We start from the raw sequence: 22,297 nt of genomic DNA on the forward strand, positions 1-22,297 counted from the left end.
GGAAGGAAGACTTTTTTAGAAGTTTTGAAGAGCTTGATAACGCTCATCTTGAGCGTTTATGCAAAAGGCTAATATAAAAAATTTTATAAAAGGGAGGAGAGCTTTTATGAAAAAGCGTCTTATTGCTGCGTTTATTTTGGTAATGTTTCTTGTAACAGGTCTTTTTATTAACTCCAATTACAAGTCAACAGAGGCAGCTTCAAAGCAGGTTCTAACCTATATCAATGGTGCAGAGCCAAGATATTTGGACCCTGCTTTGAATAATGCAGCAGATGGTGCAAATATTATAATCAATGTCTTTGAAGGTTTGACAAAGGTTGATGTTAAAAGTAAAAAAACTGTGCCTGGTATGGCTGAAAAATGGACAGTTTCAAAAGATGGCCTTACTTACACATTCTATCTAAGGAAAAATGCAAAGTGGTCAGATGGCAAACCTGTTACAGCATATGATTTTGAGTATGCATGGAAGAGAGCTTTAGATCCAAAAACAGCATCAGAATATGCTTATCAGCTTTTCTACATCAAGAATGGTAGAAAGTTTAATGAAGGGAAAGCCAAAGCATCTGATGTTGGTGTAAAAGCTCTGAATGAAACAACATTGCAGGTTAAATTGGAATCACCAACACCATATTTTATTGATTTGACAAACTTCCCAACATACTTCCCTGTAAGAAAAGATATTGTAGAAAAATATGGTGAGAAATGGCAAACTGATCCAAAGACATATATTGGAAATGGACCTTTTAAGATGACAAAATGGGTTCATAATTCATATACTGAACTTGTGAAGAATCCTAATTATTGGGATGCTAAGTCGATCACTCTTGAAAAAATAGTTTTTAAACTCTCAGAAGATGAAAGATCTAACCTTCTTGCTTATGAAGCAAGACAAGTTGATGGTGCAGAAGGTATACCCACCGATGAGATTGATAGACTGAAGAAGAATGGCGAACTCAAGACAGCTCCTTTACTTGGAACATACTACTATCTTGTCAACTGTAAGATGAAACCATTTAATGATCCAAGAGTAAGACGTGCTCTATCTCTTGCAATTGACAGAAAATACATTGTTGATAAGATTGGCAAGCTCAATCAGAAACCAGCAACAGGTTTTGTTCCATATGATATAAAAGGTATTAGTAAAGATTTTAGAATAGAAAGTGGCAGCTTTCTGCCAGAAAAGGCAGATTTGGCAACAGCTAAGAAGCTTTTAGCTGAAGCGGGTTATCCAAATGGGAAAGGATTTCCTGAAGTAGAGATAATCTACAATACCAGCGAAGGGCATAAGAAGATTGCTGAAGCAATTCAAAATATGTGGCAACAACTTGGACTCAAAGTTAAGATTTCCAATATGGAATGGAAAGTTTTGCTCCAGAGAAGACAGAATAAAGACTTCATGGTTGCGCGTGATGGTTGGGTGGGCGACTACATGGATCCCATGACTTTCTTGGATTTATTTACATCATACAGTGAGAACAATAATACAAACTGGAGCGATAAAAAATACGATTCGCTGATTGATTTGGCTAAAAAGACAGTTGATCCCAAGCAAAGAATGAAATATTTAATGCAAGCTGAAAAGATTTTGATGGATCAAAGTGTTGTGATTCCAATATACTTCTACACAAAAGGGTATCTGTTAAGAGATTATGTTAAGAATTATTATATTTCTCCACTTGGATTCAACTACTTCATGTACGCAAAGATTGTAAAGTAAAAAAGATAGGAGTAAAATATAAAGGGAAGGGCTATTAAATTGGCTCTTCCCTTTTTAATTAAAGAACACGAAATGACATTATGTTTTATTATTATGTAAAGAAAAGGCAGGTGGTGTATGAATGATTAGAACAAATCTTAAAAAAACTCTGGTTTTGATCATTCTCATGGGTTTTGCTGCATTTTTGCTACAGGGGTGTTCAAATACTACAGATGATATTAACAAAAAAGTAAGAATTGTTCTTGTTGGCAATTTCATTGGCGATGAAAATGCTCAAAAACTTGTCTCTGAGCTTGAAAAAAAGTCGAAAGACAAAGTTTACATTGACCAGATTCTCTACACAGGAGAGACTCCCAAATCTGAGCAAGAGTTTGCATTTATGCAAAAACTCATGGTAATGCTTGCCGCCGGTGAGGGTGATATCTATGTCCTTGATAAAAAGCTATTTACAAACTATGCTCAAAATGGAGCGTTTTATTCTTTAAAATCTTTTGTGAGTAAAAACAGGTTAAATAAGTTTATTGATGATACATGTTATGTTAAAGAAAAAGATAAATCTTCAAAGGATTTATATGGTATTAAAGCCGACAGTTCTGAAATACTCAAAAAGTATGGATTTGATACCACAAATAAATATCTGACAGTTTACATCAGAAGCAATAAATTTGCAAGAGCACAGAAAGTGTTGCTTGCCCTTCTAAATGGCAAGTAAGTAATTTACAATAAGGTATATTCCATAAAAAATGCTTTTTTCAGAAGCATCAAAGAAAGGTGAGTGCAAAGGATTTTCTCCTTTGCCATTTTCTTTTATTCCAAGCCTGAAATAAAAAGAGGGAACTTCTTTGCAGTAAAAAGCAAAATCCTCGGCTGTAAAGCTGATTTGTGCATTCAGCACATTTTTGCTACCAAGCAGCCTTTTTGATAAATTTGAAAACTCTTCAGCAACCTGAGAATTATTTATTAAAAGTGGATATTGGAAATAGTAATTGATATTGACATCACAGTTGAACTTTTCAGCCGAGAACTTTGCCAATTTTTGTAGGTTTGTGTATACAAATTTTTGAATCTCATCGTCGAATGTTCTTACAGTGCCTTTTATTTTGCATGTGTTTGCAATGACGTTATAGGTTTCACCGCTTAAAATAGATGAAAAAGATACATGAAACGGAGATGTCTTTTTTGAGTATGCATTTAAAAAATTGTTCATGCTTTGAATAAAGTCTATTGCCGGGTAGATTGGATTTCTTGTGAGCTCTGGCATTGCAGCATGCCCGCCTTTTCCAATAAATTCTATTTCAAAGTCATCCACGCTTGCCATAATGGCACCATTTGATACTTCAATCATTCCTACATCGAGATTGGGCCATACATGAAATCCTATCATCTTTTTAACATCTGGATTTTTAAGCCCTCCTTCTTCAATAACTTTTTTTGCACCTCCGGGCCCTTCTTCTGCAGGTTGAAATATAAACTTCACACATTTTTTGTATCCAATATCAACCAGCGTTTTTGCCACTCCCAGCACAATTGCCATGTGAAAGTCATGACCGCAGGCATGTTTGGGTTTTCCATCCACAAGGATGGCATCCATATCAGCTCTGATTGCAATACACTCTTCAGATCTGTTGAGAAGTCCAATTACTCCTGTTCTGGCAACAGGGTAGTTTTCTATTCCCCATTCGGTTAGCGTTTTTATTATGAACTCCTGTGTTTTATATTCCTCAAAAGAAAGCTCAGCTATGTTGTGCAGCTGTCTTTGAATATTCTCAAACATTTTCAGATTTTTTTGGATTGCTTCTGCAATCCTGTTTTGTTTCAAATCCATTGTATATTCACACTCCTTTTATGAGATTGAGTTTAAAACATCTCTTATCTTTTCTACTCCGGTTTTAAGCTCAAGATTGCTACAGTTCAGAAAACTTACTCTGAAGAAGTTAACAGAATCTGGCTTGTGGTAAAAACATGTATGAGGTTGTATGAGTACCTTTTCGGCTTTTAGCCTGTTGTAAATATATGCCGAAGAAATTTTTGATGGCAGCCAGAATGATACAAAAATACCTTTTGGCTGTTGAGTAAACAGTCTTTTTAAGAGATTATACTCTTTCATCAAGTCTAAAAATAGTTTCTGCTTTTCCTGAATGTATAATTTCAAATTTTGGATATACATGTCAAAGTAATTTTTCAAAAAATGCGCAAAAGATACCTGAATGAACAGCGATGTTGAAATATCAGCAGTAGATTTAAAATATGCAACCTCATCAGAAAACTCTCGTGGTGCCACCACAAAACCAATTCTCAGAGCCGGCATGGTTATTGTTGAAAAGCTTTTTATATAGAAAACTCTATCTGCTTTATCATAAGCCTTCACAGGAAAACTTTCTTCATCCACATCACTTAAAAAATCATCCTCAATGATGTAAAATTTATATTTTTCAGCAATCTCACATAAATATCTCTTATATTCCTCGGTATATGAAATCCCGGTTGGATTTTGAGAAAACGGAATTATATAAATTGCTTTCGGAGAAAATTTTTTAATATAGAGTTCAATTTGCTCCATCTGGTCTATATCAATTCCGACAATGTTCAGATGCATATTGCTGAAGATATGATATGCTCCCAAATACGAAGGATTTTCCATAAACACTGTATCGCCCGGCTTTAGGAAGCTTTTTGTCACAATTTCTATCCCCTGCTGAGCACCCGAGACAATTGTTATATTTGAGGATTCAGTGTATATTTTGAATTTTTTTAAGTATTCTTCAACAAGATATTCCTTCAAAGGGTTTTTGAAAGGCTCAGTATAATCAAAAATTTGTGGACCAAAGCTTTCAATTGCAGCATTTATTGATGATTTAAACTCTTCAATGGGATACAAGTTATATGGCAGTTTTGAAGATGAAAGGTTTATGGCTTCAGCCACAAGGGTCCCCGGTATCTCTTCTTCAAATATCACTTTATCCTGATATTCATTGTACACAACATAGTATCCACTGCCTGCAACTGCCTTAACATATCCCTCAAGCTGAAGCTGATTTAAGGCTTTTGTCACAGTAGAGAGGTTGATATTTAAATCCCTGCAGAGTTTCCTGACAGGTGGGAGTTTGCTCATATAACCATACTCACCGGATAAAATCTTCTCTTTGATGGCTTCATAGAGCTGAACATAAAGAGGTTTTTTTGAACTTTTATCAAGCTGTATCGATACAGACATAGCCATCCAGCCTTTACTCAAAGTTTATTTTAATTATAATAAAATGGACAGAAAGATTCAACAAATTATATCGATACGGAGGTGCAATTTTATGAGCGAAGTTGTAAACGTAAATGATCGATACGAACTGAACAAAAACCTTGCACAGATGTTAAAAGGTGGTGTTATAATGGACGTGACATCACCACAGGAGGCAGAGATTGCTGAAAAAGCGGGCGCTGTTGCTGTTATGGCTCTTCAAAAAGTTCCGGCAGACCTGCGCAAAGAAGGCAAGGTTGCGAGGATGGCTGACCCAAAAATTATACTGGAAATTAAAAAGGCTGTCTCAATTCCTGTTATGGCAAAGGTGCGAATTGGTCATTTTGTTGAGGCACAGATTTTAGAAGCTCTTGGTATTGATTATATAGATGAGAGTGAAGTTTTGACACCTGCTGATGAGGAGCATCACATTGACAAATGGAAGTTTAAAGCGGCTTTTGTCTGTGGTGCAAGGGATTTGGGAGAGGCACTCAGGAGAATTCAGGAAGGAGCTTCTATGATAAGGACAAAAGGCGAAGCTGGCACAGGAAATGTGGTTGAAGCAGTAAGACACCTCAGAAGGATTAACAAACAGATTGCATATGCTGCATCTTTGAATGAGGATGAACTTTTTGCATATGCAAAGCAGCTGGGTGTTTCATATGAACTTTTGAAGAAAACTGCTGAGCTTAAAAGACTTCCGGTTGTGAATTTTGCCGCAGGTGGAATTGCAACACCGGCTGATGCAGCGTTAATGATGCAGCTTGGAGCAGATGGTGTGTTTGTTGGCTCTGGAATATTTAAATCAAAAAATCCAGAAAAAAGAGCAAGAGCAATTGTCATGGCAACAACTTACTACAATGATCCAAAAATTTTAGCAGAGATTTCATATGACCTTGGTGAAGAAATGGAAGGAATTGATTTAAGAGGTCTTTCGCAAAATGAACTTTTGCAGTTCAGGGGGAATTAAACTTTGAAAAGGATTGGAGTTTTGGCATTTCAAGGTGGAGTTATAGAGCATGTAAAAAAGATTGATGAAGTGGGTTGTGTTCCGGTTCTGGTAAAGAAAAATGAAGATCTGGAAGGCGTGGATGGACTGATTTTGCCAGGTGGAGAGAGCACAACCATAGGGAAGTTTTTAATAGAAACTGGACTCAAAGAGAAAATATTGAAATTGGCTGAAGAAGGTCTTCCTGTATGGGGGACATGTGCAGGTGCAATCCTTTTGTCAAAGAGTATAAAAAACCAGGGAAGCGGTGTTTTGCCACTTCTTGATATAGTGATTGAAAGGAATGCCTATGGCAGCCAGCTTGACAGCTTCAAAAAGGAAGTTTTTGTTCCGAGGTTAAATAAAGTATCAGAGTGTGTTTTTATAAGAGCTCCAAAGATAGTTGAGGTTTTCTCAAATGTTGAAGTTTTAGCACAGCTTGACACTCCAATTGCAGTGCTGCAGGGTAAGATTCTTGCAACAACATTTCATCCTGAACTCACTTCTCAAAATTATTGGCATTCTTTCTTTGTTGAGAATGTGGTAAAATAAATTTAAAGTTGTTCTCTTTCTTTTTCTTTATTTCTTTTAAAATTTTCTTCAGGTTCAAAAAATAAACAAAAAGCTGCGTTGTATTTTGATGGTGGGCAGATATGAGTTTTTAAACAATATCCATCTTTTTGATACTTGCATGGCTACCAGCAGATAATAAAACTCATGTTTTGTCCCCTCCCATCTTTATTTTTTGCAGTTTTTCAAATAAAATTTAAGCAAATTTTTAACAGAAGGAGAAAATTTTAAAATATGGTATTCAATGTGGGGATTGATGTTGTTGAAATTGAGAGATTTAAAAACATGAAGAGATTTGATAAATTTTTAGAAAGAGTATTTACTCAGAGCGAACTTGAATATATAAGGTTAAAAAACTACAATATTCAGACCATAGCAGGGTATTTTGCTGCCAAGGAGGCTGTGGCAAAGGCACTTTCAACAGGCATTGTGTTTGGGTTCAAGGATATTGAAATACAAAAATATAAAAATGGATGTCCTAAGGTTGTGCTATATAACAGGGCAAAAGAGATCTGTGAAAGCTTAAAGATTAAAAACATTGTGGTAAGTATTTCTCATCAAAAAATGGTGGCAGTTGCATGTGCAATTGCCGAAAAAGAGGGGTGAAATTTGCATGTATGTATTAACTTCTGAACAGATGAAGCAAATAGATAAAAAAGCAACAAGCGAAATTGGAATTCCAGAAGTAGTGTTGATGGAGAATGCAGGTTTTTGCGTATTTGAGGAAATAAAAAGAGATTTCGGTGATTTAAAGCAAAAAAGGATTGCTGTTTTTTGTGGCAAAGGAAATAATGGGGGAGATGGTTTTGTAGTTGCGCGTTATCTTTTAAATGAATCAGACAATGTTCAGATTTTTATATTTGATGAGAATGTAAGTGTATCTTCAAGGGTTTTTTTAAACATATTAAAAAACTTAGGCGCAAACATTCAAGTGCTAAATGAAGATCTTGTGGCAAGACTTTATCGTGAAAGATTTGACATTATCGTTGATGGGATATTTGGAATAGGTCTTGTAAGAGATGTTGAGGGCTTGTACAGAAAGGTAATTGAGTATATAAATTCTTCGAAAGCCTATGTTTATTCTATCGACATTCCAAGTGGAGTTTGCTCTGACACAGGGCAGGTAAAAGGAGTTGCAGTGAAGGCAAACAAGACAATTACTTTCATGTATCCTAAAATTGGGAACATCCTTTATCCAGGGGCTTATTTGTGTGGCAAACTTATAGTAAAAGACATTGGTATCCCTGAAAAGGTTGTAGAGAAGATCAGTATAAAGATTTTAAGCAGAGAAGAGCTAAATATTGAAAAGCTTTACCGCTATCCCGATACACACAAAGGTGACTACGGGAAAGTGGGGGTTGTAGCAGGTTCAAAATTCTTTCCTGGTGCTTCTGTTCTCTGTGCAAATGCTTGCGTTAAAAGTGGGTGTGGGTTATGCTTTTTATTCTCACCAATTGAGAGTCTGAGTCTGCACAATTTTAGAAATCCAGAAATAATCACAATAGCGATTGAAAGCAAAGATGGAGTAATAACTTTTGAGGGTTTCAAACAGAAAGAAGAGTTTTTGAAAAGGTTAAATATCATTGCATTTGGATGTGGTCTTACCAGTTCGGTAGAAGTTGAAAAGATATTGATTCATATTTTAAAAAACTTTCAAATACCTATTGTAGTAGATGCAGATGGTTTGAATGTTTTGGCAAATAGTAAAGAAGCTCAAACACTTTTGCGTGAGTACAAAGCACCCAAGATATTGACTCCACATTACAAAGAGGCGTCAAGGATACTTAGCTGTGATGTTTCTGAAGTTGCTAAAAACCCACTTGACGCAGCTGTTCAGCTTTCAGAAAAGTTTAACTGTGTCTGCATTTTAAAAAGTGCAAGGACTATAATTACAGATAGCAACAATATTTACATTAACATACTTGGTAATACCGGTATGGCAAAGGGCGGAAGCGGGGATGTCTTGACTGGAATAGTTTCGGCAATGCTATCTCAGGGATATGATGCTTTGGATGCAGCAAAACTTGCTGTTTATTTGCATTCACTTTCTGCTGATATCTTGCTTGAGACAAAAACAGTGCAGACTATTTTACCTTCAGAAATAATTGAGAATCTTGACATTGCTTTTAGGAGAGTAATTGAGAGTTAGGTATATAAGAAAATGGTAAAAGTTAAAAAGTTTGCTCTTTTTGTTATGATGGCAATTTTTATACTCCGCAAATGATATTTTTTGAATACTACATTGATAAACTTATAAATAGCGAAAAATACTCTATGGTAAAGCAGGCAAAATCGACTATAATAACACTTGAATTGAAAGGTGATATCAGATATCTGCACTACTATTTTGAAGATGGAAATCTAAAAAAGATAGCTGTGATCTATCAGGATGAAAGACTAATTAAGACAATCTACCTGACAGAGTATAAAAAATACAGAAAGGGATGAACAAAAATTGTCTTTGTACAGCCGTGTGTGGGCAGAGATAAACCTTGACAATCTTGTATACAATGTAAACAACATCAAAAAGAAGATTTTGCCGGATACACAGATTATGGCTGTTGTCAAAGCTGATGCGTATGGTCATGGCGCAATAGAGGTGTCAAGGGTTTTAGTGAAAAATGGCATTAATATGCTTGCTGTTGCAATAATTGATGAGGCCATGCAGCTGAGGCACTACAATTTTGATGTTCCAATTTTGATACTGGGGTTTACTCCTTTTGAGCTTTCTGAGCAGGTTGTTGAAAATGATATAAGTCAAACAGTCTATACATTTGAGCAGGCGTATTATTTAAATGAGGCTGCCAGAAAGTTAGGGAAAAAGGCAAAGATACATATCAAAGTTGATACTGGCATGGGAAGGATTGGTTTTCTGTGCAACCAGGAGAGTATAGCCACCGTAATAAAGATTGCCAGCCTTTCTAACATTGAACTTGAGGGCATATTTTCTCATTTTTCCTCGGCGGATGATCCGCAGTCTGATGATTTTACTTCTGAACAATTTTTAAAATTTGAAAACTTTGTGAAAGAACTAAATAAAAATGGGGTATACTTTAAATATAAACATATTGCAAATAGCAGTGCGGCAATCCGTTTCCCCCGGTATCAACTTGATATAGTAAGGCTTGGTCTTGTGCTTTATGGGCTTTATCCGAGCGAAGCTGTAAAACAAGAGATAAATTTGAAACCTGTTATGTCTGTAAAGGCAAAGGTGATCAATGTCAAGGAAGTACCAGAAGGGTATCCTATAAGCTATAGCAGAAAATATATAACACCGTGTAAAAGCAGGATTGCTACAATACCCATTGGCTATGCTGATGGTTTTACAAGGGTTGGAAGTGAGAAAAGATATGTTCTTATCAATGGAGAGTATGCCAAGGTTGTAGGGAATGTGTGCATGGACCAGTGCATGGTGGATGTAACTCACATAAAAGATGTTAGGATTGGTGATGAGGTTGTAATTATAGGAGAGCAGGGTGATAGAGAAATTACAGCAGATGATCTGGCAGCGCAAATTGGCACCATAAACTACGAGGTTATATGTTCTGTGAGCAAGAGAATTCCAAGAGTTTATATCAAGGATGGGCGGGTTGTCAAAATATTAAACTACATCTTATGAAAAATTTACATTGATTTGAGCTACCCAAAAAATTTATAATGGTAATAAGCTCATCCGCTATTCTGTTTTGATTGTCTTTATATTTTGTTTTGCAAGGGGGAAATCAGATGCCGCAGATACGAATAATGAAATATCTTTTGCAATATAGCGGTGATTTATATGACAATGGTTTTTTGAAACCTTTTGCACAGCGAAGGATGCTCAGAAAAATTGAGAGGGATCTGGAAAGTTGCTATAAAAAATATGCGGATTTAAATAGGGCAATTGCGAATGAATGGTTGGCACTTGACTTTGAGGGGCTTGTCAAGTATGAGAATATAATATTTGAGGAATTTAACTATGATTTTTATAAATTTGAAGAAAGTAGGATAGCGGAGAGTGGAGAAAGTGCTGCAACAAAATCAAAACCAAAATCAGATATTTGAAATTAAAAGAGGGGATATATTCTATGCCGACCTTGCTCCGCATGTTGGGTCCGAGCAGGGCGGTATAAGACCTGTTCTGGTTATTCAGAATGATATTGGTAATAAATACAGTCCAACGGTAATTGTTGCTGCGATAACTTCACAGATTAGTAAAGCAAAGTTTCCAACCCATGTTGAGATTCATGCAGGTGAATTTGGACTCACCAAGGATTCTGTTATTTTGCTTGAGCAGATAAGGACAATAGACAAAGTCAGGCTTAAAAACAGGGTTGGAAAGCTCTCTGATGAGGTCATGGAGAAGGTAAATAGGGCAATACTTATTAGTCTCGGGCTGATAGAATGGACAACGGAGGGATATGATTGGAAAAAGAAAGAAGGCGCTGGTATAAAAAAGGCTTAAATCTAATAGTAGTAGCTATTTTGTTGCTGGCGATAGGCAGTGGAGTAATTTTTGCATCTAACCAGTCAATTGACAAGGACGCGCTAATAACATATGGTTTTTTCAAAAAGCAAATTGACCAGTTGAGAAGTTACATAGATGCAAAGATAAACGAATTGAATACAAAAATTAACAAAATGAGCAACACCACATTGAGCAATGCTGATGTTGCCCAGCTTCAAAAACAGCTTTCTACTTTGAATTCAGAACTGGAAAAACTAAAAAAACAGGTTTCTGATCTGGAGACCAAGACAAAATTACAAACTCAGAATCAAAACCAGCCAAAAAGTGGCTTTATTTTTACAAAAGGATATGAGGTAATTAAGGTGCCCAGGGATAAGGTTATTGTATTTGACCAATCAACAGAGTTTATTGTAAGGGTGGGGAAAGCAATATCGGTGGTTTCCCAGGGTACCTTTATAATTGACCTGACAGCAGCAAAGGATATTGGGAATAATGTGCAGCTACCTGTCAACCATTTATTACTGGTACCAAGAAATGATGGGAGGGGGTTTAAAGCTTTAAGTGATGTATGGGTAATAATAAATGGAGGGTATAGAATAAAATAGCAGGAGAGTATGAGAGATGAACATAAGTGTGATTTCAGCTGTTGTGGCAGGTTTTCTATCGTTTTTCTCCCCGTGTATTCTTCCTCTTGTGCCAGTTTATATACTTTATATATTTTCACAAAGAGGAAGCAAGATAAAAAATAGTTTTTTATTTATACTGGGGTTCAGTTTAGTATTTGTTGCGTTTGGGATTATGGCGGCAGTGCTTGGGAGTCTGTTTTCCCAGTATAAATGGACAATTACAAAAATAGCTGCGATAATCTTGATTTTGATGGGTCTGGTGATGCTTGATCTGTCTCCAGATTTTTTAAAAAGACTTTTAATACCTATAGAGGGTAAAGGTAATGTTCAAAAAGAGAGGACTCCTCTAATTTTAGGAATGGTTTTGAGTGTTAGCTGGACACCCTGTATAGGACCGGTGTTGACGTCAATTTTGAGTCTGGCTGCAGTGCAAAAGACTTTTATAAGAGGGGGAATGCTTCTTATCTTTTATTCTATTGGTTTTGCCATTCCATTTTTATTGACTGCTATTTTTATGCATAAGTTAAAAAGCTTTTTTGGTTTTATAAACAGACATGTCAAAGTTGTGGAGTATCTGACAGGAATTTTAATGATAATTTTTGGCGCTCTTGTATTTTTCGACAGGGTAAATATTCTTAGATAAAAATAATAGTCAGGGGTGAATTTTTATGTTGAATCAAAAGGCAAAAAGTGTTATCTTTATAATTGTTACAGCTATTCTTGTAGGGCTTTTAATTTATCAATTTGTGCCGCAAACAAAGTCAAAAGTAAAAACCAATGGTGCCATTGAGTTTACACTTAAATCTGTTGATGGTAAAGAGTATTCAATTTCAAACTTCAGAGGGAGAATTGTGATTTTGAACTTTTTTGCTACCTGGTGTCCACCGTGCAGAGCTGAAATTCCCGATTTTGAAAGGTTTCATGAGAATAACAGAGACATTGTTGTGGTTGGAATCAATATTCAAGAAGACAGAAATACAGTCAAAGACTTTTTAAAATCAATGGGTGTGACTTATCTTGTTTTACTGGACAGAGATGGAAATATCTCCTCGCAGTTTGGGATAGACGGAATACCTACTACCTTTTTATTAGATGAAAGTGGAAAAGTAATAGCAAAAAAGGTTGGAATGATGACATATGATGAACTTGAGAATTTTGTAAAACAAAGATAAAGGGATTGAAGAGAGATGCTTTACAATGAAAGGCTTTTTTACGGTGATATATGGGTTGAGGTAAATGGGTCATTGGCCTCGATAGGTATTACCAGAAATCTTGAAAGAGAACTTGGAGACATTGTTATATTTGAATTTTTAAAGACAGACGGTTATCTTCAACAGGGTGAAGAGTTTGCAAGGCTTGAAACAATTTATAAAACATACACATTAAAATCTCCGGTAAGTGGTTTTATAAGACGCACCAACTATAAGCTTTGTTATGATCCCACGGTATTAAATTTATTTCCAGAAGAGACAGAAATAATTAGTATAGACATAGAGCAACTTGTGTGATATAATAGTTCAAGCAAAATATTACAAATAAAGGGGTTGAAAACGCTGATGAGGATATCTAAAAAGGTTGTTGCTATTGTTGTATTGATTGCACTTGCGATAGGTTTGTTGCCACTTTATTCACATGCTGCTGATTTTCCTGTTACAGTAAAAGATGGGAAAGGCAACAATATTACGGTAAAACAAAAACCTCAGAGAATTCTTTCGCTTGCACTTCAAACTGATGAAATTCTTTTAAGCATGGTTTCAACAAGCAGGATTGTAGGTCTTTCTGTATTTGCTGATGATAAGAACAATTCGAATGTTGTGAATTTAGCTAAAAATGTAAAGGGCAGATATTCGAGCAATGATATTGAGAAGATAATTGCTGCAAATCCTGACCTTGTGATAGTGCCCTATTACATTGACAGATCCAAATATGACATTTTAAAGAAAGGTTTAAAATGTCCGATATATGTGAGCTTAAATCCAAATTCATTTGCAAACATCAAACAGGAGATTATCAATCTTTCAAAGCTTACGGGTGAGATTCAAAAAGGACAGGCTATTGTAAAGTATATGGATGAAAAAATAAATGCTGTTCAAAAGAAGGTAAAATATCTCAGAAAGAAAAAATATGTTCTTTTCTACACATATTACTTTAACTCAACATATGGCAAAAACACCACTCAACATGAAATAGCAAAATATGCAGGGGTTATAAATATAGCTGCTGTAGCAGGCTTGAAAGGGTGGCCAACAATTACAAAAGAGCAGATTTTAGAGTGGGATCCGGACATGATTATTATTCCTTCAGCTTCATACAATCCCAAGGAAACATCACAGCAATATATAGAAAAGTTTAAAAAAGATCCGGCTTTCAAGAACTTGAAGGCTGTTAAAAACAATGCAGTAATTATACTTGACGACAGGCACATTCAGACAGTTTCACACTACATTGTGGAAGGTGTTTACGACCTGGCAAAAGCCGCTTATCCTTATTTGTTTAAGTAAAGTAAATCAAGAAGCCTGAAATGAAGTGGTGGTAGTATTGAGAAAAGTTTTTTTGGTGCTATCTATAATGCTTTTAATGGTATTTGTGATATCAATAGGGGTGGGAAGTGTATTTATCCCTCCCCTTCGTGTTTTAAAGGCACTTATTTCATTTGCCGGTTTTAAAGTAGCCGGAGCTAACCAGATGGACCTGACAATTATAGGGCAGATAAGACTTCCACGGATAATAATTGCTATGATTGTTGGTATGAGTCTGTCTGTTGCAGGGGCACTTGTGCAGGGACTTTACAGAAATCCTATGGCGGACCCGGGCATAATTGGAACGTCAAGCGGTGCAAGCCTGGGAGCCATCCTGTGTATTGCCCTTTCGCTCAATACCATAAATATTTTTTATTTACCGCTGTTTTCATTTGCCGGTGCTCTTTTGGTTTCTTTTTTGGTCTACAGGCTTGCAACAAGAAGTAGAAAAACGCCTATCTTGAATCTGATTCTAATTGGTATTGCTGTGTCTACTTTTATATCCTCAATAAATTCGCTTATCCTCTCAAATATAAGTCAGTATCAGGTGAGTGAATATATATTCTGGATGCTTGGTGGACTTGATGGTCGCAGCTGGACACATGTAAAAATAAGTTTTGTGCCCCTTGTTATTCTGATACTGTGTTCATTTATTTTTGCAAAGAGGATAAACATTCTGATATTGGGTGAGGAAGAGAGCTACACAATTGGTGTTAATCCTGAGAGGCTGAAAAAACAGCTTTTGATTTTGGTTTCTCTCTTAACAGGAATAGCGGTTTCGGTATCCGGTGCGATTTCATTTGTTGGGCTTATAACACCTCATATTTTGAGGCTCATTGTCGGAAGTGATTACAGAAAACTCATTCCTGCTTCAATTCTGGGCGGTGGAATCTTTTTGATTGTGTGTGACACCATTGCAAGAGTGCTGTTTTCACCGGTTGAGATAAAGGTTGGGATTATAACCTCAATTGTTGGTGCGCCTTACTTTTTGTACCTTTTAAAAAAGCGTGAAAATGAGGTGACAATCTAAAAACTATGCCTCTTTACGTAGAGAACCTGAAGTGTGGATATACAAAGCCTGTAGTTGAAGTTAAAGGAAAAATAAAGTTCGAAGAAGGGAAGGTCTACGGAATAATAGGACCGAACGGGAGTGGAAAAAGTACATTTATCAAAGCTCTGGCAGGCATTGCAAGGATTTTTGAAGGCAGGGTTTATTATAATCAGACCGACCTTTTATCGCTATCAGATCTGCAGCGGGCGAGAATAATTTCATACATGCCCCAGAACGTATTTTCAAACTTTCCCTTTACAGTATTTGATGTTGTGATGATGGGAAGATACCCCCATGAAAAGAGCAAGTTTTTCAACGACAGAGAGAGCAAAAAAATAGCAGAAGAAAAAATAGAGGTGGTTAATCTAACAGATAAGAAGCAATCGAACATTCTGCAGATTTCAGGTGGAGAGAGGCAGAGAACCTCATTTGCAAGGGTGCTTGCTCAGGAGAGCAAGGTTTTGCTTTTGGATGAGCCAAACTCGAACCTTGATATAACCCATCAGGAGAAAATTTTGGATATTATAAAAGATGAAGTTGCAAAAGGTAAGATTGCAATAATGGCGCTTCACAATATAAAACTTGCAGCAAAGTTTTGCGATATTGTATTTTTGATGAAGCATGGCAAAATTATAGCTTCTGGAAGACCGCAGGATGTGATAAATCAGGAGAACATAAAAAAGGTGTACAATGTGGATGCTATCATATATAAAAATTCGTTTGGAATATATGACATTGAACTAATTCAAAAGGAAGATGAAAAAGGTATTCACGTGCATGTTGTGGCAGGTGGTGGTACAGGCCAGGCAATTTACAGGATTTTAATTGAAATGGGGTTTAAAGTTACAACAGGTGTTCTTGCTACAAACGACACAGATTACGAAACTGCTCAGCTACTGTCTATTTACACAGTTTTTACAATGCCATTTATGCCAATTGGAGAAGAAGAATACTTTGAGAATGTTGAGCTAATAAAGAAAGCAGATTTTTGTATCCTGTGTGATATTTCTTTTGGAATACAGAATTTTAAAAATCTTGAAGCACTGAAGTTTGCAAAGAAATTATTTATTATAGAACAAAATGACATCTCAGGTCGTGACTTTACAAATGGAATAGCAACAAATCTTTACAATAGCCTTAAAGAAAAAGCTGTGGTCTTAAATAGCCTGGATGTTCTAAAACAAATGCTTCAAAAGGAGGTTGAAATAATTGAATCCAAACAAAAAATGGTGGATTGATACGAATATTGAAGTTTTAAAAAAGAATTTGGAAGCACGAAATTTTGAATGCTTTGTTGTAGAAAGAAAAGAGGATGTTGTTCCTTTGCTTGAAAGGATAGTAAAAGAAGGTTCGGTGGTATCATGCGGGGGCTCAATGACGCTTTTTGAGTGCGGAGTGATCGAGTTTTTGAGAAATGGAAAGTTTAACTTTTTGGACAGGTATAAAGAAGGTTTGAGTGGTGAAGAAATAGGTGAGATATACAGAAAGTCATTCTGGGCGGACTACTATTTAATGTCAGCAAATGCCATAACTCTGGATGGCAAACTAATCAATATCGATGGCAATGGTAACAGACTTGCAGCTCTGATGTTTGGACCAAAGAATGTGATTGTAATTGTTGGGATAAACAAACTGGTTCTGAATGAGCAGGAGGGTATTGATAGAGTGAGAAACATTGCATCGCCAATGAATGCCAGAAGACTTTCAAAAAACACACCATGTAGCTCTTCAGGCAGATGCCATGATTGCCTGAGCGATGATTGCATATGCAGCCATATTGTGGTTACAAGAAGACATCCGGTAAAAGGGCGTATAAAGGTTATAGTGGTAAAAGAGGAGTTGGGATTTTAAGCAAAGTAATTAAGTTGTTGAATAAATAATTCTACTATTAATGTAACTATATGGGACTATAAATTATTCCATGCATATTTAAAAGAAAATTTACAGTTTTCATTTTTTTGAATATAAAGCTCTATCAAATAAGTAACCATTATCCAGTCAACGTGTCTCTTATATGTTCTAAAACCTCTTAGCCGTACTTGTTCTAAATTATATTCTCCTTTCAGCTTCCCAAATAATCTTTCAATTTTTATCCTTTGTTTATATACTCTTTGTCCTTCTTTACTTCTTAAAAATTCTATGTTTTGTGCTCTCAAAATATTTTTGACATTGTTAAAATCCTTAATATTTCTCTTATTTATACCCGCTACAAACTTTATTCCAAGTCTATCAGCCACATCAAACCACTTTGTACAATCATAACCTGCATCTGCTAATATTACATCAGGTCCAAATATCTTAGCTTCATACAAAAGTTCTACCGCTTTACTATCATGAATATTTGCACATGTCAACCACCATACTATCGGTATGACCTCATCTTCAACTGTTGCTAGCACATGTAATTTATACCCATTGTAAAAACCTAAACTAACACATCTTCCTACTCCTGCTTCTCTATCACCCCTCGAGCTTCTCAAAGGTGTAGAATCTATAGCACAAACTCTTGTCTCGGGGTCTATTTCTCTTACTAAAATTCTTGCTATTGCTTCTATATATTCTTCTTCAATCATTTTAGCCCATTTTGAAAAATATGAATGATCGGGGCTCTTTTCTATTCCTATGGTCTTTCTAAATTCTTCATCTTCATTTATCTTGTACTCTAATTCCCTAAAGCTGTTTATCCTATTTTTGACTTTATAAACAAAACAAGCTATTATATGGCTCAGCTTAAATTTCTTTGGTCTTCCTCTTTTGTAGTTTTTTATCTTCAATCCTAAATCTTTTATTACTTTTTCAATTGTCATAAATATCTTTAAAAATTTTTGTTTTTGTGCTTTAATAAAATTAGTCATTGCCATCCTCCTTGCTTGGGTTTTTTAGTATTCTCTTCTTAAAATTTTATCTCAAGGAGGATGGCTTTTTCCATTTATTAATTTATTACTTTTATGTCAATATGTTTTATTCAACAAGCTACAAAGTAATATTTTAGCAACATTTGTGTAACAATTTTGTAAAGAGAGGTTGACGTAATTTCGAATTTATAATAAAATAATAACATCAAAATAATTAACAATGGTGGCTGAATGCATGGGGCTTGTTTTGTAAAATTTGCTCCATGCAGCGGGAGAACCGACATTTAAGTGGGGTGAATCGGCAGGCTTTTGCTTGCCGTAGGGATGTCCTTCTTGTCCCGAACCCGTCAGCTAATCCCGTAAGCCCGAAGAAGAAGGGAGTTTTTGTATGAATTTTAAAGCTTTATTTGCAACACTTTTGCTGGCTCTTTTCTTATCTACTGGCACGACAGTTTTTGCAAAAACAGCACAGGCTACAGCCACAATCAATATTAGAAGTAGCCCTTCTACTTCTGCAAAGATAGTGGGAGTTTTTCCAAAAGGCTTTAAAGCTCAGGTTATATCAACGTCTGGTGAATGGACCAAGATTTCATATGATGGTGTTGTTGGTTATGTTAAAACTGATTACATAATGATCACAAATGATAACAGCAAGGCAAATTCCAAAAAGGCATTGTCAACTTCAGATCAGGTTTTTTATCAAACGGCTGTTGTTTTAAAAGACAATGCAAGACTTAGAAGTGATAAGTCAACATCCTCAAAAATAGTAAAGACTTTATCAAAAGGCAGTAAAGTATATGTTCTGTCAAGGGAGCAAAACGGATGGATAAAGGTGAAAACTTCTGATGGTGTTATCGGTTATATGGCATATTATCTTTTGAAAATAAACGGAGCATCTTCTTCAAAAACTGTGTCACGTGGCGGATATGATAGAGAAGATAAGATAAATTACAATGGGAGCTTGGCTGATAGAATAATAGGATTTGCCAAGAACTTTCTGGGGATACGATATCGGTATGGTGGTTCATCTCCTTCAACAGGCTTTGACTGTTCAGGGTTTGTGCAGTATGTGTTTAGAAATTTTGGGATTCACTTAGAGAGAACAGCAGCTGACATGGCAGCATCAAACGGTGTGAGAATTTCACCCGATGAGTTAAGACCCGGAGATTTGGTATTTTTTGATACAGACGGTGGAAGAAACTATATAAACCATGTGGGCATTTATATTGGAAATGGAATGTATATTCATGCATCGAGTGCAAGAAGGTGTGTAACAATCTCAGACCTTACCTCAAAGTATGGCACGTCGTTTATGATGGCAAAAAGAGTAATAAGGTAAAAACAAAAGGGGGTTTTCTAACGTTGAAAAAGAAAACCCCCTTTTGTTCTGGGTGCTTGTTACAAATTTAGTTTCTGTCTTTTTTCACAATCGGCAAGATCAGTCTTTTCACATCATCTTCAGATGAAATCTTACCAGAGACCCTGTGAAGTTCCCACTCTTCATTGTGAATGATCTCACTGCCGGGAGCTAAATTATAAAGCGGGCTCAAAGTTTCCATCTCAAGCATAAAATCTGTTGTATATGTTTCATACGAAGAACCAAAGTCAGGGTATTCAGCACCTTCTGTATGCCTGTAGTATTTTATGAAAAGATCACTTTCATTTAGATAACAAGCCCAGCCATCTATGTTAGGATATCCAATTTTGAAAGCAGGCTTGCAATTTGGATCCTGCCTCAGGATAATAAAGCTTTCGCCCCATATAACTCTGTGGTCATTGAGTTTTGTATATGGCCACATAACAAGAGGATAGCTTGGCAAAAGTCCTGTGTCAATCTTTGGAATTGGCATAACTTCAACTCCGCCGGGTCTCATCACAGAAAGTGCCCATGCAGCAACTTTTACATCAAAAAGCCCGTTATTCTTTATTATGTATGTAACATATGCTTTTGGAAGATTTGAATCAAGCTTAAATTCAATTATTTTCTGGAGTTTTGTCCACTCTTCAGTCGGCTGGATTAATACAATACCGTCGGGCAGGATTTCATACTCAACAGGTGTGTTGTCAGGATAGTATGAACGTGGCATTGCCTCCGGACTGTGCCAGAGCCTTGTGCCGCCATATATTCTCCATTCATCTGACCCTTTTTTGCCGGCTTGTTCTTCCACCACACAAAACACGTTTTTACCACCTTTGAAACCAAAGTAAATTATTCTTGGACCGACATCTGTTGTGACAATTGCCTCTAATCTGTTATTTGAAATCAAAAAGCAGTTTTCCCATCCTTTAAATTCGACCTTCCTGACCTCAACCATTTTTTAATTTCCCTCCTGTTAAATTGTTTTTGAAAAAATTCCATTGTTAGAATATAATTTAATTATACTCTACAGAGAATCTTTGCTCAAATGAACTTTTAAAAAAGTTGTACTCTGTCAACTAATATATTTCAAAACTTGAACTAATTTCTTCTTTGGAGGAGAAAAAGGACCGAATGTTAAAGCGTTTTAAACCGGACATGATATGCAATAGTATATATGATATTGACCTTGGAAAATTAAAGGAAAAGGGTATCAATTATCTTATCATTGACATTGACAATACACTGGTTGCATGGGGTGAATTTGAAGTAGATACCAGGGTTCTGTCATGGTTAGAGGCTGCCAAAAAGCTCGGGTTTAAAATATGCCTTGTTTCAAACAACCAGAGAGAAAGGGTAAAGAAGATTGAGAAGGCGCTTGGGCTTCCGGGTGTCTACAGTGCAAAAAAACCTTTAAAGTCTGGTTTTTTAAAAGCATCTTATATTCTTCATGAAGGGAAAAAAAACCATCAAACAGCTGTGATTGGTGACCAGTTTTTCACGGATGTTATAGGTGCCAAAAGGCTGAAACTTTTTGTGATTTTAGTAAGACCACTTAAAGAAAAAGAGTTTTTTTTAACACGAATAAACAGGATTTTTGAAAAGAGGATTTTGAAATACTACATGAAGGATGAGGAAGAATGAAAAAGCTATATCTTATTGGAAAGAGTTTGAAACACTCTATCTCTCCTCTTATTCACAACAGGATCTTATCTTTCTTAAAAATTGATGCTGTTTACTCCAACATTGAACTTCCAGATTATGACAGGCTCAAAGAGTTTGTTGAAATGGTAAAAAGAGATAAAGATGTTGTCGGGTTTAACATCACAATCCCCTATAAAGAAGATATTCTGGAATTTTGCGATGATTTCTCTGAAGATGTAAAAATAATTCAGGCAGCAAACACTGTAAAGAAAGAAAATGGCAGACTTAAGGCATATAACACTGATTGGCTGGGTTTTAAAAGAAGCCTGGAAGAAACAGGGATTGATATAAAAGAAAAAAGAATTTTAATCCTTGGTGCAGGTGGTGCTGCAAAAGCCTGTATTTATGGACTTTACAGAATGGGTGCAGAGGAAATTTTTGTTTTTAATAGGAATTCATGGAAGGTTCTGGAACTTAAAAGTCAGTTTGGGGATTTGGTTAAAATAGACCCAGTAACCATAGATACTGTTTTTGATTTTGAAATTGATATCATAATAAACGCAACACCGATTGGGATGAATGGTCACAGCGAAGGACAGGTGCCTTTTGGTATGGATAGGTTTATTCCTGAGAGACGAAATCAATTAGTGCTGGTATATGATACTATTTACAATCCTCTTACGACTAAGCTTCTTTCAATAGCAAAGGAGAATGATATTTTGGTTCAAAATGGATTAAAAATGCTTGTTTATCAGGCAATGTTTGCTAATATGATATGGTTTGAAAACAAAATGGAAATATCTTTAAGGTTTATACAGCAAATAACAGAAATGGCCAGCGACTATATTATTCAATTAGAAACTCAGAGTTAAAAAGTAGTTTCTGAATTGCAATATTAAATGCAATAATTTTTTGATGAAACTGGAAATTATAACTTGATTAAAGCAACAACTGTGTATGATATTAGTTGCCAATATATGCCAGCTTTCCTATAGGAAAGCTGGCAAATGCCATTTTATACTATATTTCCCTCTATGTATGCGCCACTTCTTATACCTCTACTAAAAACTTCTCTATTATCTATGTTTTGCATATTTCCTTCATCTCCACTAAAAACTTTTCCATACTGCTCTTTTAGTTGAATATTCTCCTTAAGAAGCCTGTTGTACCAATCTTGTATCCTCTTTATTGCCTCTCTCGATATTTCTTTTATTTCTTTACCCTTAGGTAAAAACGCCTTATCAATCAATTCATGCGCTCATTTGTTCAGCTCTCAATTAAATTTATTTCC

At 35.8% G+C, this 22,297-nt stretch carries 26 protein-coding genes and 1 riboswitch; of the genes, 21 read left to right on the top strand and 5 right to left on the bottom strand.

The window, feature by feature from the left end:
• The first annotated feature begins 106 nt into the window (after positions 1 to 106).
• Together OTK00_RS03715 and OTK00_RS03720 are read left to right on the top strand one after the other, a co-directional pair.
• Positions 107 to 1,717 carry a peptide ABC transporter substrate-binding protein gene (locus tag OTK00_RS03715; RefSeq protein ID WP_045169104.1) on the top strand — a complete coding sequence of 537 codons (1,611 nt, stop codon included), beginning with the start codon at positions 107 to 109 and terminating at the stop codon, positions 1,715 to 1,717.
• 121 nt (positions 1,718 to 1,838) lie between these two features.
• Positions 1,839 to 2,429, top strand: coding sequence for a hypothetical protein (locus tag OTK00_RS03720; RefSeq protein WP_045169105.1), 591 nt, complete (start codon positions 1,839 to 1,841; stop codon positions 2,427 to 2,429).
• Here OTK00_RS03720 and OTK00_RS03725 read toward each other — a convergent pair.
• Both OTK00_RS03725 and OTK00_RS03730 read right to left on the bottom strand, forming a co-directional pair.
• Positions 2,415 to 3,542: a M20 family metallopeptidase gene (locus OTK00_RS03725; RefSeq protein ID WP_045169106.1), complete on the bottom strand. Its 1,128-nt coding sequence runs from the start codon at positions 3,540 to 3,542 to the stop codon at positions 2,415 to 2,417. The genes OTK00_RS03720 and OTK00_RS03725 overlap by 15 nt on opposite strands.
• Before the next feature lie 18 nt (positions 3,543 to 3,560).
• Complete coding sequence (locus tag OTK00_RS03730; RefSeq protein WP_045169107.1) at positions 3,561 to 4,931, bottom strand: aminotransferase-like domain-containing protein; 1,371 nt, start codon at positions 4,929 to 4,931, stop codon at positions 3,561 to 3,563.
• 91 nt (positions 4,932 to 5,022) lie between these two features.
• On the opposite strand from OTK00_RS03730, the gene pdxS reads away from it, so the two are divergent.
• From pdxS to OTK00_RS03810, 16 genes are all read left to right on the top strand, one after another.
• Positions 5,023 to 5,919 (top strand): pyridoxal 5'-phosphate synthase lyase subunit PdxS, encoded by an 897-nt coding sequence (gene pdxS, locus OTK00_RS03735; RefSeq protein ID WP_045169108.1) that lies wholly within the window; start codon positions 5,023 to 5,025, stop codon positions 5,917 to 5,919.
• A gap of 3 nt (positions 5,920 to 5,922) precedes the next feature.
• Positions 5,923 to 6,489 (top strand): pyridoxal 5'-phosphate synthase glutaminase subunit PdxT, encoded by a 567-nt coding sequence (gene pdxT, locus OTK00_RS03740; RefSeq protein ID WP_045169109.1) that lies wholly within the window; start codon positions 5,923 to 5,925, stop codon positions 6,487 to 6,489.
• Between the two features lie 252 nt (positions 6,490 to 6,741).
• Positions 6,742 to 7,113: a holo-ACP synthase gene (gene acpS / locus OTK00_RS03745; protein WP_045169110.1), complete on the top strand. Its 372-nt coding sequence runs from the start codon at positions 6,742 to 6,744 to the stop codon at positions 7,111 to 7,113.
• A 7-nt stretch (positions 7,114 to 7,120) separates the two neighbouring features.
• A complete protein-coding gene (locus OTK00_RS03750; protein ID WP_045169111.1) occupies positions 7,121 to 8,656 on the top strand; it encodes a bifunctional ADP-dependent NAD(P)H-hydrate dehydratase/NAD(P)H-hydrate epimerase in 1,536 nt (511 codons plus the stop codon).
• Positions 8,657 to 8,727: 71 nt separating this feature from the next.
• The gene (locus OTK00_RS03755) at positions 8,728 to 8,955 is read left to right on the top strand and encodes a hypothetical protein (protein ID WP_241765468.1); all 228 of its coding nucleotides are present in this window, start codon (positions 8,728 to 8,730) and stop codon (positions 8,953 to 8,955) included.
• A 7-nt stretch (positions 8,956 to 8,962) separates the two neighbouring features.
• Entirely contained in the window at positions 8,963 to 10,126 is a 1,164-nt protein-coding gene (alr, locus tag OTK00_RS03760; protein ID WP_198525727.1) for an alanine racemase, read from the top strand.
• Positions 10,127 to 10,233: 107 nt separating this feature from the next.
• Positions 10,234 to 10,551 (top strand): hypothetical protein, encoded by a 318-nt coding sequence (locus tag OTK00_RS03765; protein ID WP_045169113.1) that lies wholly within the window; start codon positions 10,234 to 10,236, stop codon positions 10,549 to 10,551.
• Positions 10,544 to 10,951, top strand: a complete 408-nt coding sequence (locus tag OTK00_RS03770; RefSeq protein WP_272480965.1) for a type II toxin-antitoxin system PemK/MazF family toxin — start codon at positions 10,544 to 10,546, stop codon at positions 10,949 to 10,951. The genes OTK00_RS03765 and OTK00_RS03770 overlap by 8 nt, the downstream gene beginning before the upstream one ends.
• Entirely contained in the window at positions 10,912 to 11,559 is a 648-nt protein-coding gene (locus OTK00_RS03775; RefSeq protein ID WP_045169115.1) for a coiled-coil domain-containing protein, read from the top strand. The genes OTK00_RS03770 and OTK00_RS03775 overlap by 40 nt, the downstream gene beginning before the upstream one ends.
• A gap of 16 nt (positions 11,560 to 11,575) precedes the next feature.
• Entirely contained in the window at positions 11,576 to 12,223 is a 648-nt protein-coding gene (locus OTK00_RS03780; protein ID WP_052670865.1) for a cytochrome c biogenesis CcdA family protein, read from the top strand.
• A gap of 25 nt (positions 12,224 to 12,248) precedes the next feature.
• Complete coding sequence (locus OTK00_RS03785) at positions 12,249 to 12,752, top strand: TlpA family protein disulfide reductase (RefSeq protein ID WP_045169116.1); 504 nt, start codon at positions 12,249 to 12,251, stop codon at positions 12,750 to 12,752.
• Positions 12,753 to 12,767: 15 nt separating this feature from the next.
• Complete coding sequence (locus OTK00_RS03790) at positions 12,768 to 13,088, top strand: glycine cleavage system protein H (RefSeq protein ID WP_045169117.1); 321 nt, start codon at positions 12,768 to 12,770, stop codon at positions 13,086 to 13,088.
• A 48-nt stretch (positions 13,089 to 13,136) separates the two neighbouring features.
• Complete coding sequence (locus tag OTK00_RS03795; protein WP_045169118.1) at positions 13,137 to 14,081, top strand: ABC transporter substrate-binding protein; 945 nt, start codon at positions 13,137 to 13,139, stop codon at positions 14,079 to 14,081.
• Positions 14,082 to 14,157: 76 nt separating this feature from the next.
• Positions 14,158 to 15,129 carry a FecCD family ABC transporter permease gene (locus OTK00_RS03800; protein WP_268760833.1) on the top strand — a complete coding sequence of 324 codons (972 nt, stop codon included), beginning with the start codon at positions 14,158 to 14,160 and terminating at the stop codon, positions 15,127 to 15,129.
• 5 nt (positions 15,130 to 15,134) lie between these two features.
• The gene (locus OTK00_RS03805; RefSeq protein ID WP_045169119.1) at positions 15,135 to 16,388 is read left to right on the top strand and encodes an ABC transporter ATP-binding protein; all 1,254 of its coding nucleotides are present in this window, start codon (positions 15,135 to 15,137) and stop codon (positions 16,386 to 16,388) included.
• Positions 16,360 to 17,001, top strand: coding sequence for a lactate utilization protein (locus OTK00_RS03810; RefSeq protein WP_045169120.1), 642 nt, complete (start codon positions 16,360 to 16,362; stop codon positions 16,999 to 17,001). The genes OTK00_RS03805 and OTK00_RS03810 overlap by 29 nt, the downstream gene beginning before the upstream one ends.
• A gap of 56 nt (positions 17,002 to 17,057) precedes the next feature.
• Here OTK00_RS03810 and OTK00_RS03815 read toward each other — a convergent pair whose 3' ends face one another.
• Positions 17,058 to 18,005: an ISNCY family transposase gene (locus tag OTK00_RS03815; RefSeq protein ID WP_045169121.1), complete on the bottom strand. Its 948-nt coding sequence runs from the start codon at positions 18,003 to 18,005 to the stop codon at positions 17,058 to 17,060.
• Between the two features lie 215 nt (positions 18,006 to 18,220).
• A riboswitch (cyclic di-AMP (ydaO/yuaA leader) is annotated at positions 18,221 to 18,386 on the top strand.
• Positions 18,387 to 18,393: 7 nt separating this feature from the next.
• Here OTK00_RS03815 and OTK00_RS03820 point away from each other — a divergent pair.
• Positions 18,394 to 19,344 carry a C40 family peptidase gene (locus OTK00_RS03820; RefSeq protein WP_045169122.1) on the top strand — a complete coding sequence of 317 codons (951 nt, stop codon included), beginning with the start codon at positions 18,394 to 18,396 and terminating at the stop codon, positions 19,342 to 19,344.
• Between the two features lie 67 nt (positions 19,345 to 19,411).
• Here the strand turns inward: OTK00_RS03820 and OTK00_RS03825 are convergent, their stop codons facing one another.
• Positions 19,412 to 20,320, bottom strand: coding sequence for a hypothetical protein (locus tag OTK00_RS03825; protein ID WP_045169123.1), 909 nt, complete (start codon positions 20,318 to 20,320; stop codon positions 19,412 to 19,414).
• A 176-nt stretch (positions 20,321 to 20,496) separates the two neighbouring features.
• On the opposite strand from OTK00_RS03825, the gene OTK00_RS03830 reads away from it, so the two are divergent.
• Together OTK00_RS03830 and aroE are read left to right on the top strand one after the other, a co-directional pair.
• Complete coding sequence (locus OTK00_RS03830; RefSeq protein ID WP_045169124.1) at positions 20,497 to 21,006, top strand: YqeG family HAD IIIA-type phosphatase; 510 nt, start codon at positions 20,497 to 20,499, stop codon at positions 21,004 to 21,006.
• Positions 21,003 to 21,878 carry a shikimate dehydrogenase gene (gene aroE, locus OTK00_RS03835; protein ID WP_045169125.1) on the top strand — a complete coding sequence of 292 codons (876 nt, stop codon included), beginning with the start codon at positions 21,003 to 21,005 and terminating at the stop codon, positions 21,876 to 21,878. Before OTK00_RS03830 ends, aroE begins: the two co-directional genes overlap by 4 nt.
• A gap of 143 nt (positions 21,879 to 22,021) precedes the next feature.
• Here aroE and OTK00_RS03840 read toward each other — a convergent pair whose 3' ends face one another.
• Positions 22,022 to 22,255 (bottom strand): hypothetical protein, encoded by a 234-nt coding sequence (locus OTK00_RS03840; RefSeq protein WP_045169126.1) that lies wholly within the window; start codon positions 22,253 to 22,255, stop codon positions 22,022 to 22,024.
• Positions 22,256 to 22,297: the final 42 nt, after the last annotated feature.

The organism is Caldicellulosiruptor morganii, from assembly GCF_026810225.1.
In the GTDB taxonomy this organism is placed as follows: Bacteria; Bacillota; Thermoanaerobacteria; order Caldicellulosiruptorales; family Caldicellulosiruptoraceae; genus Caldicellulosiruptor; species Caldicellulosiruptor morganii.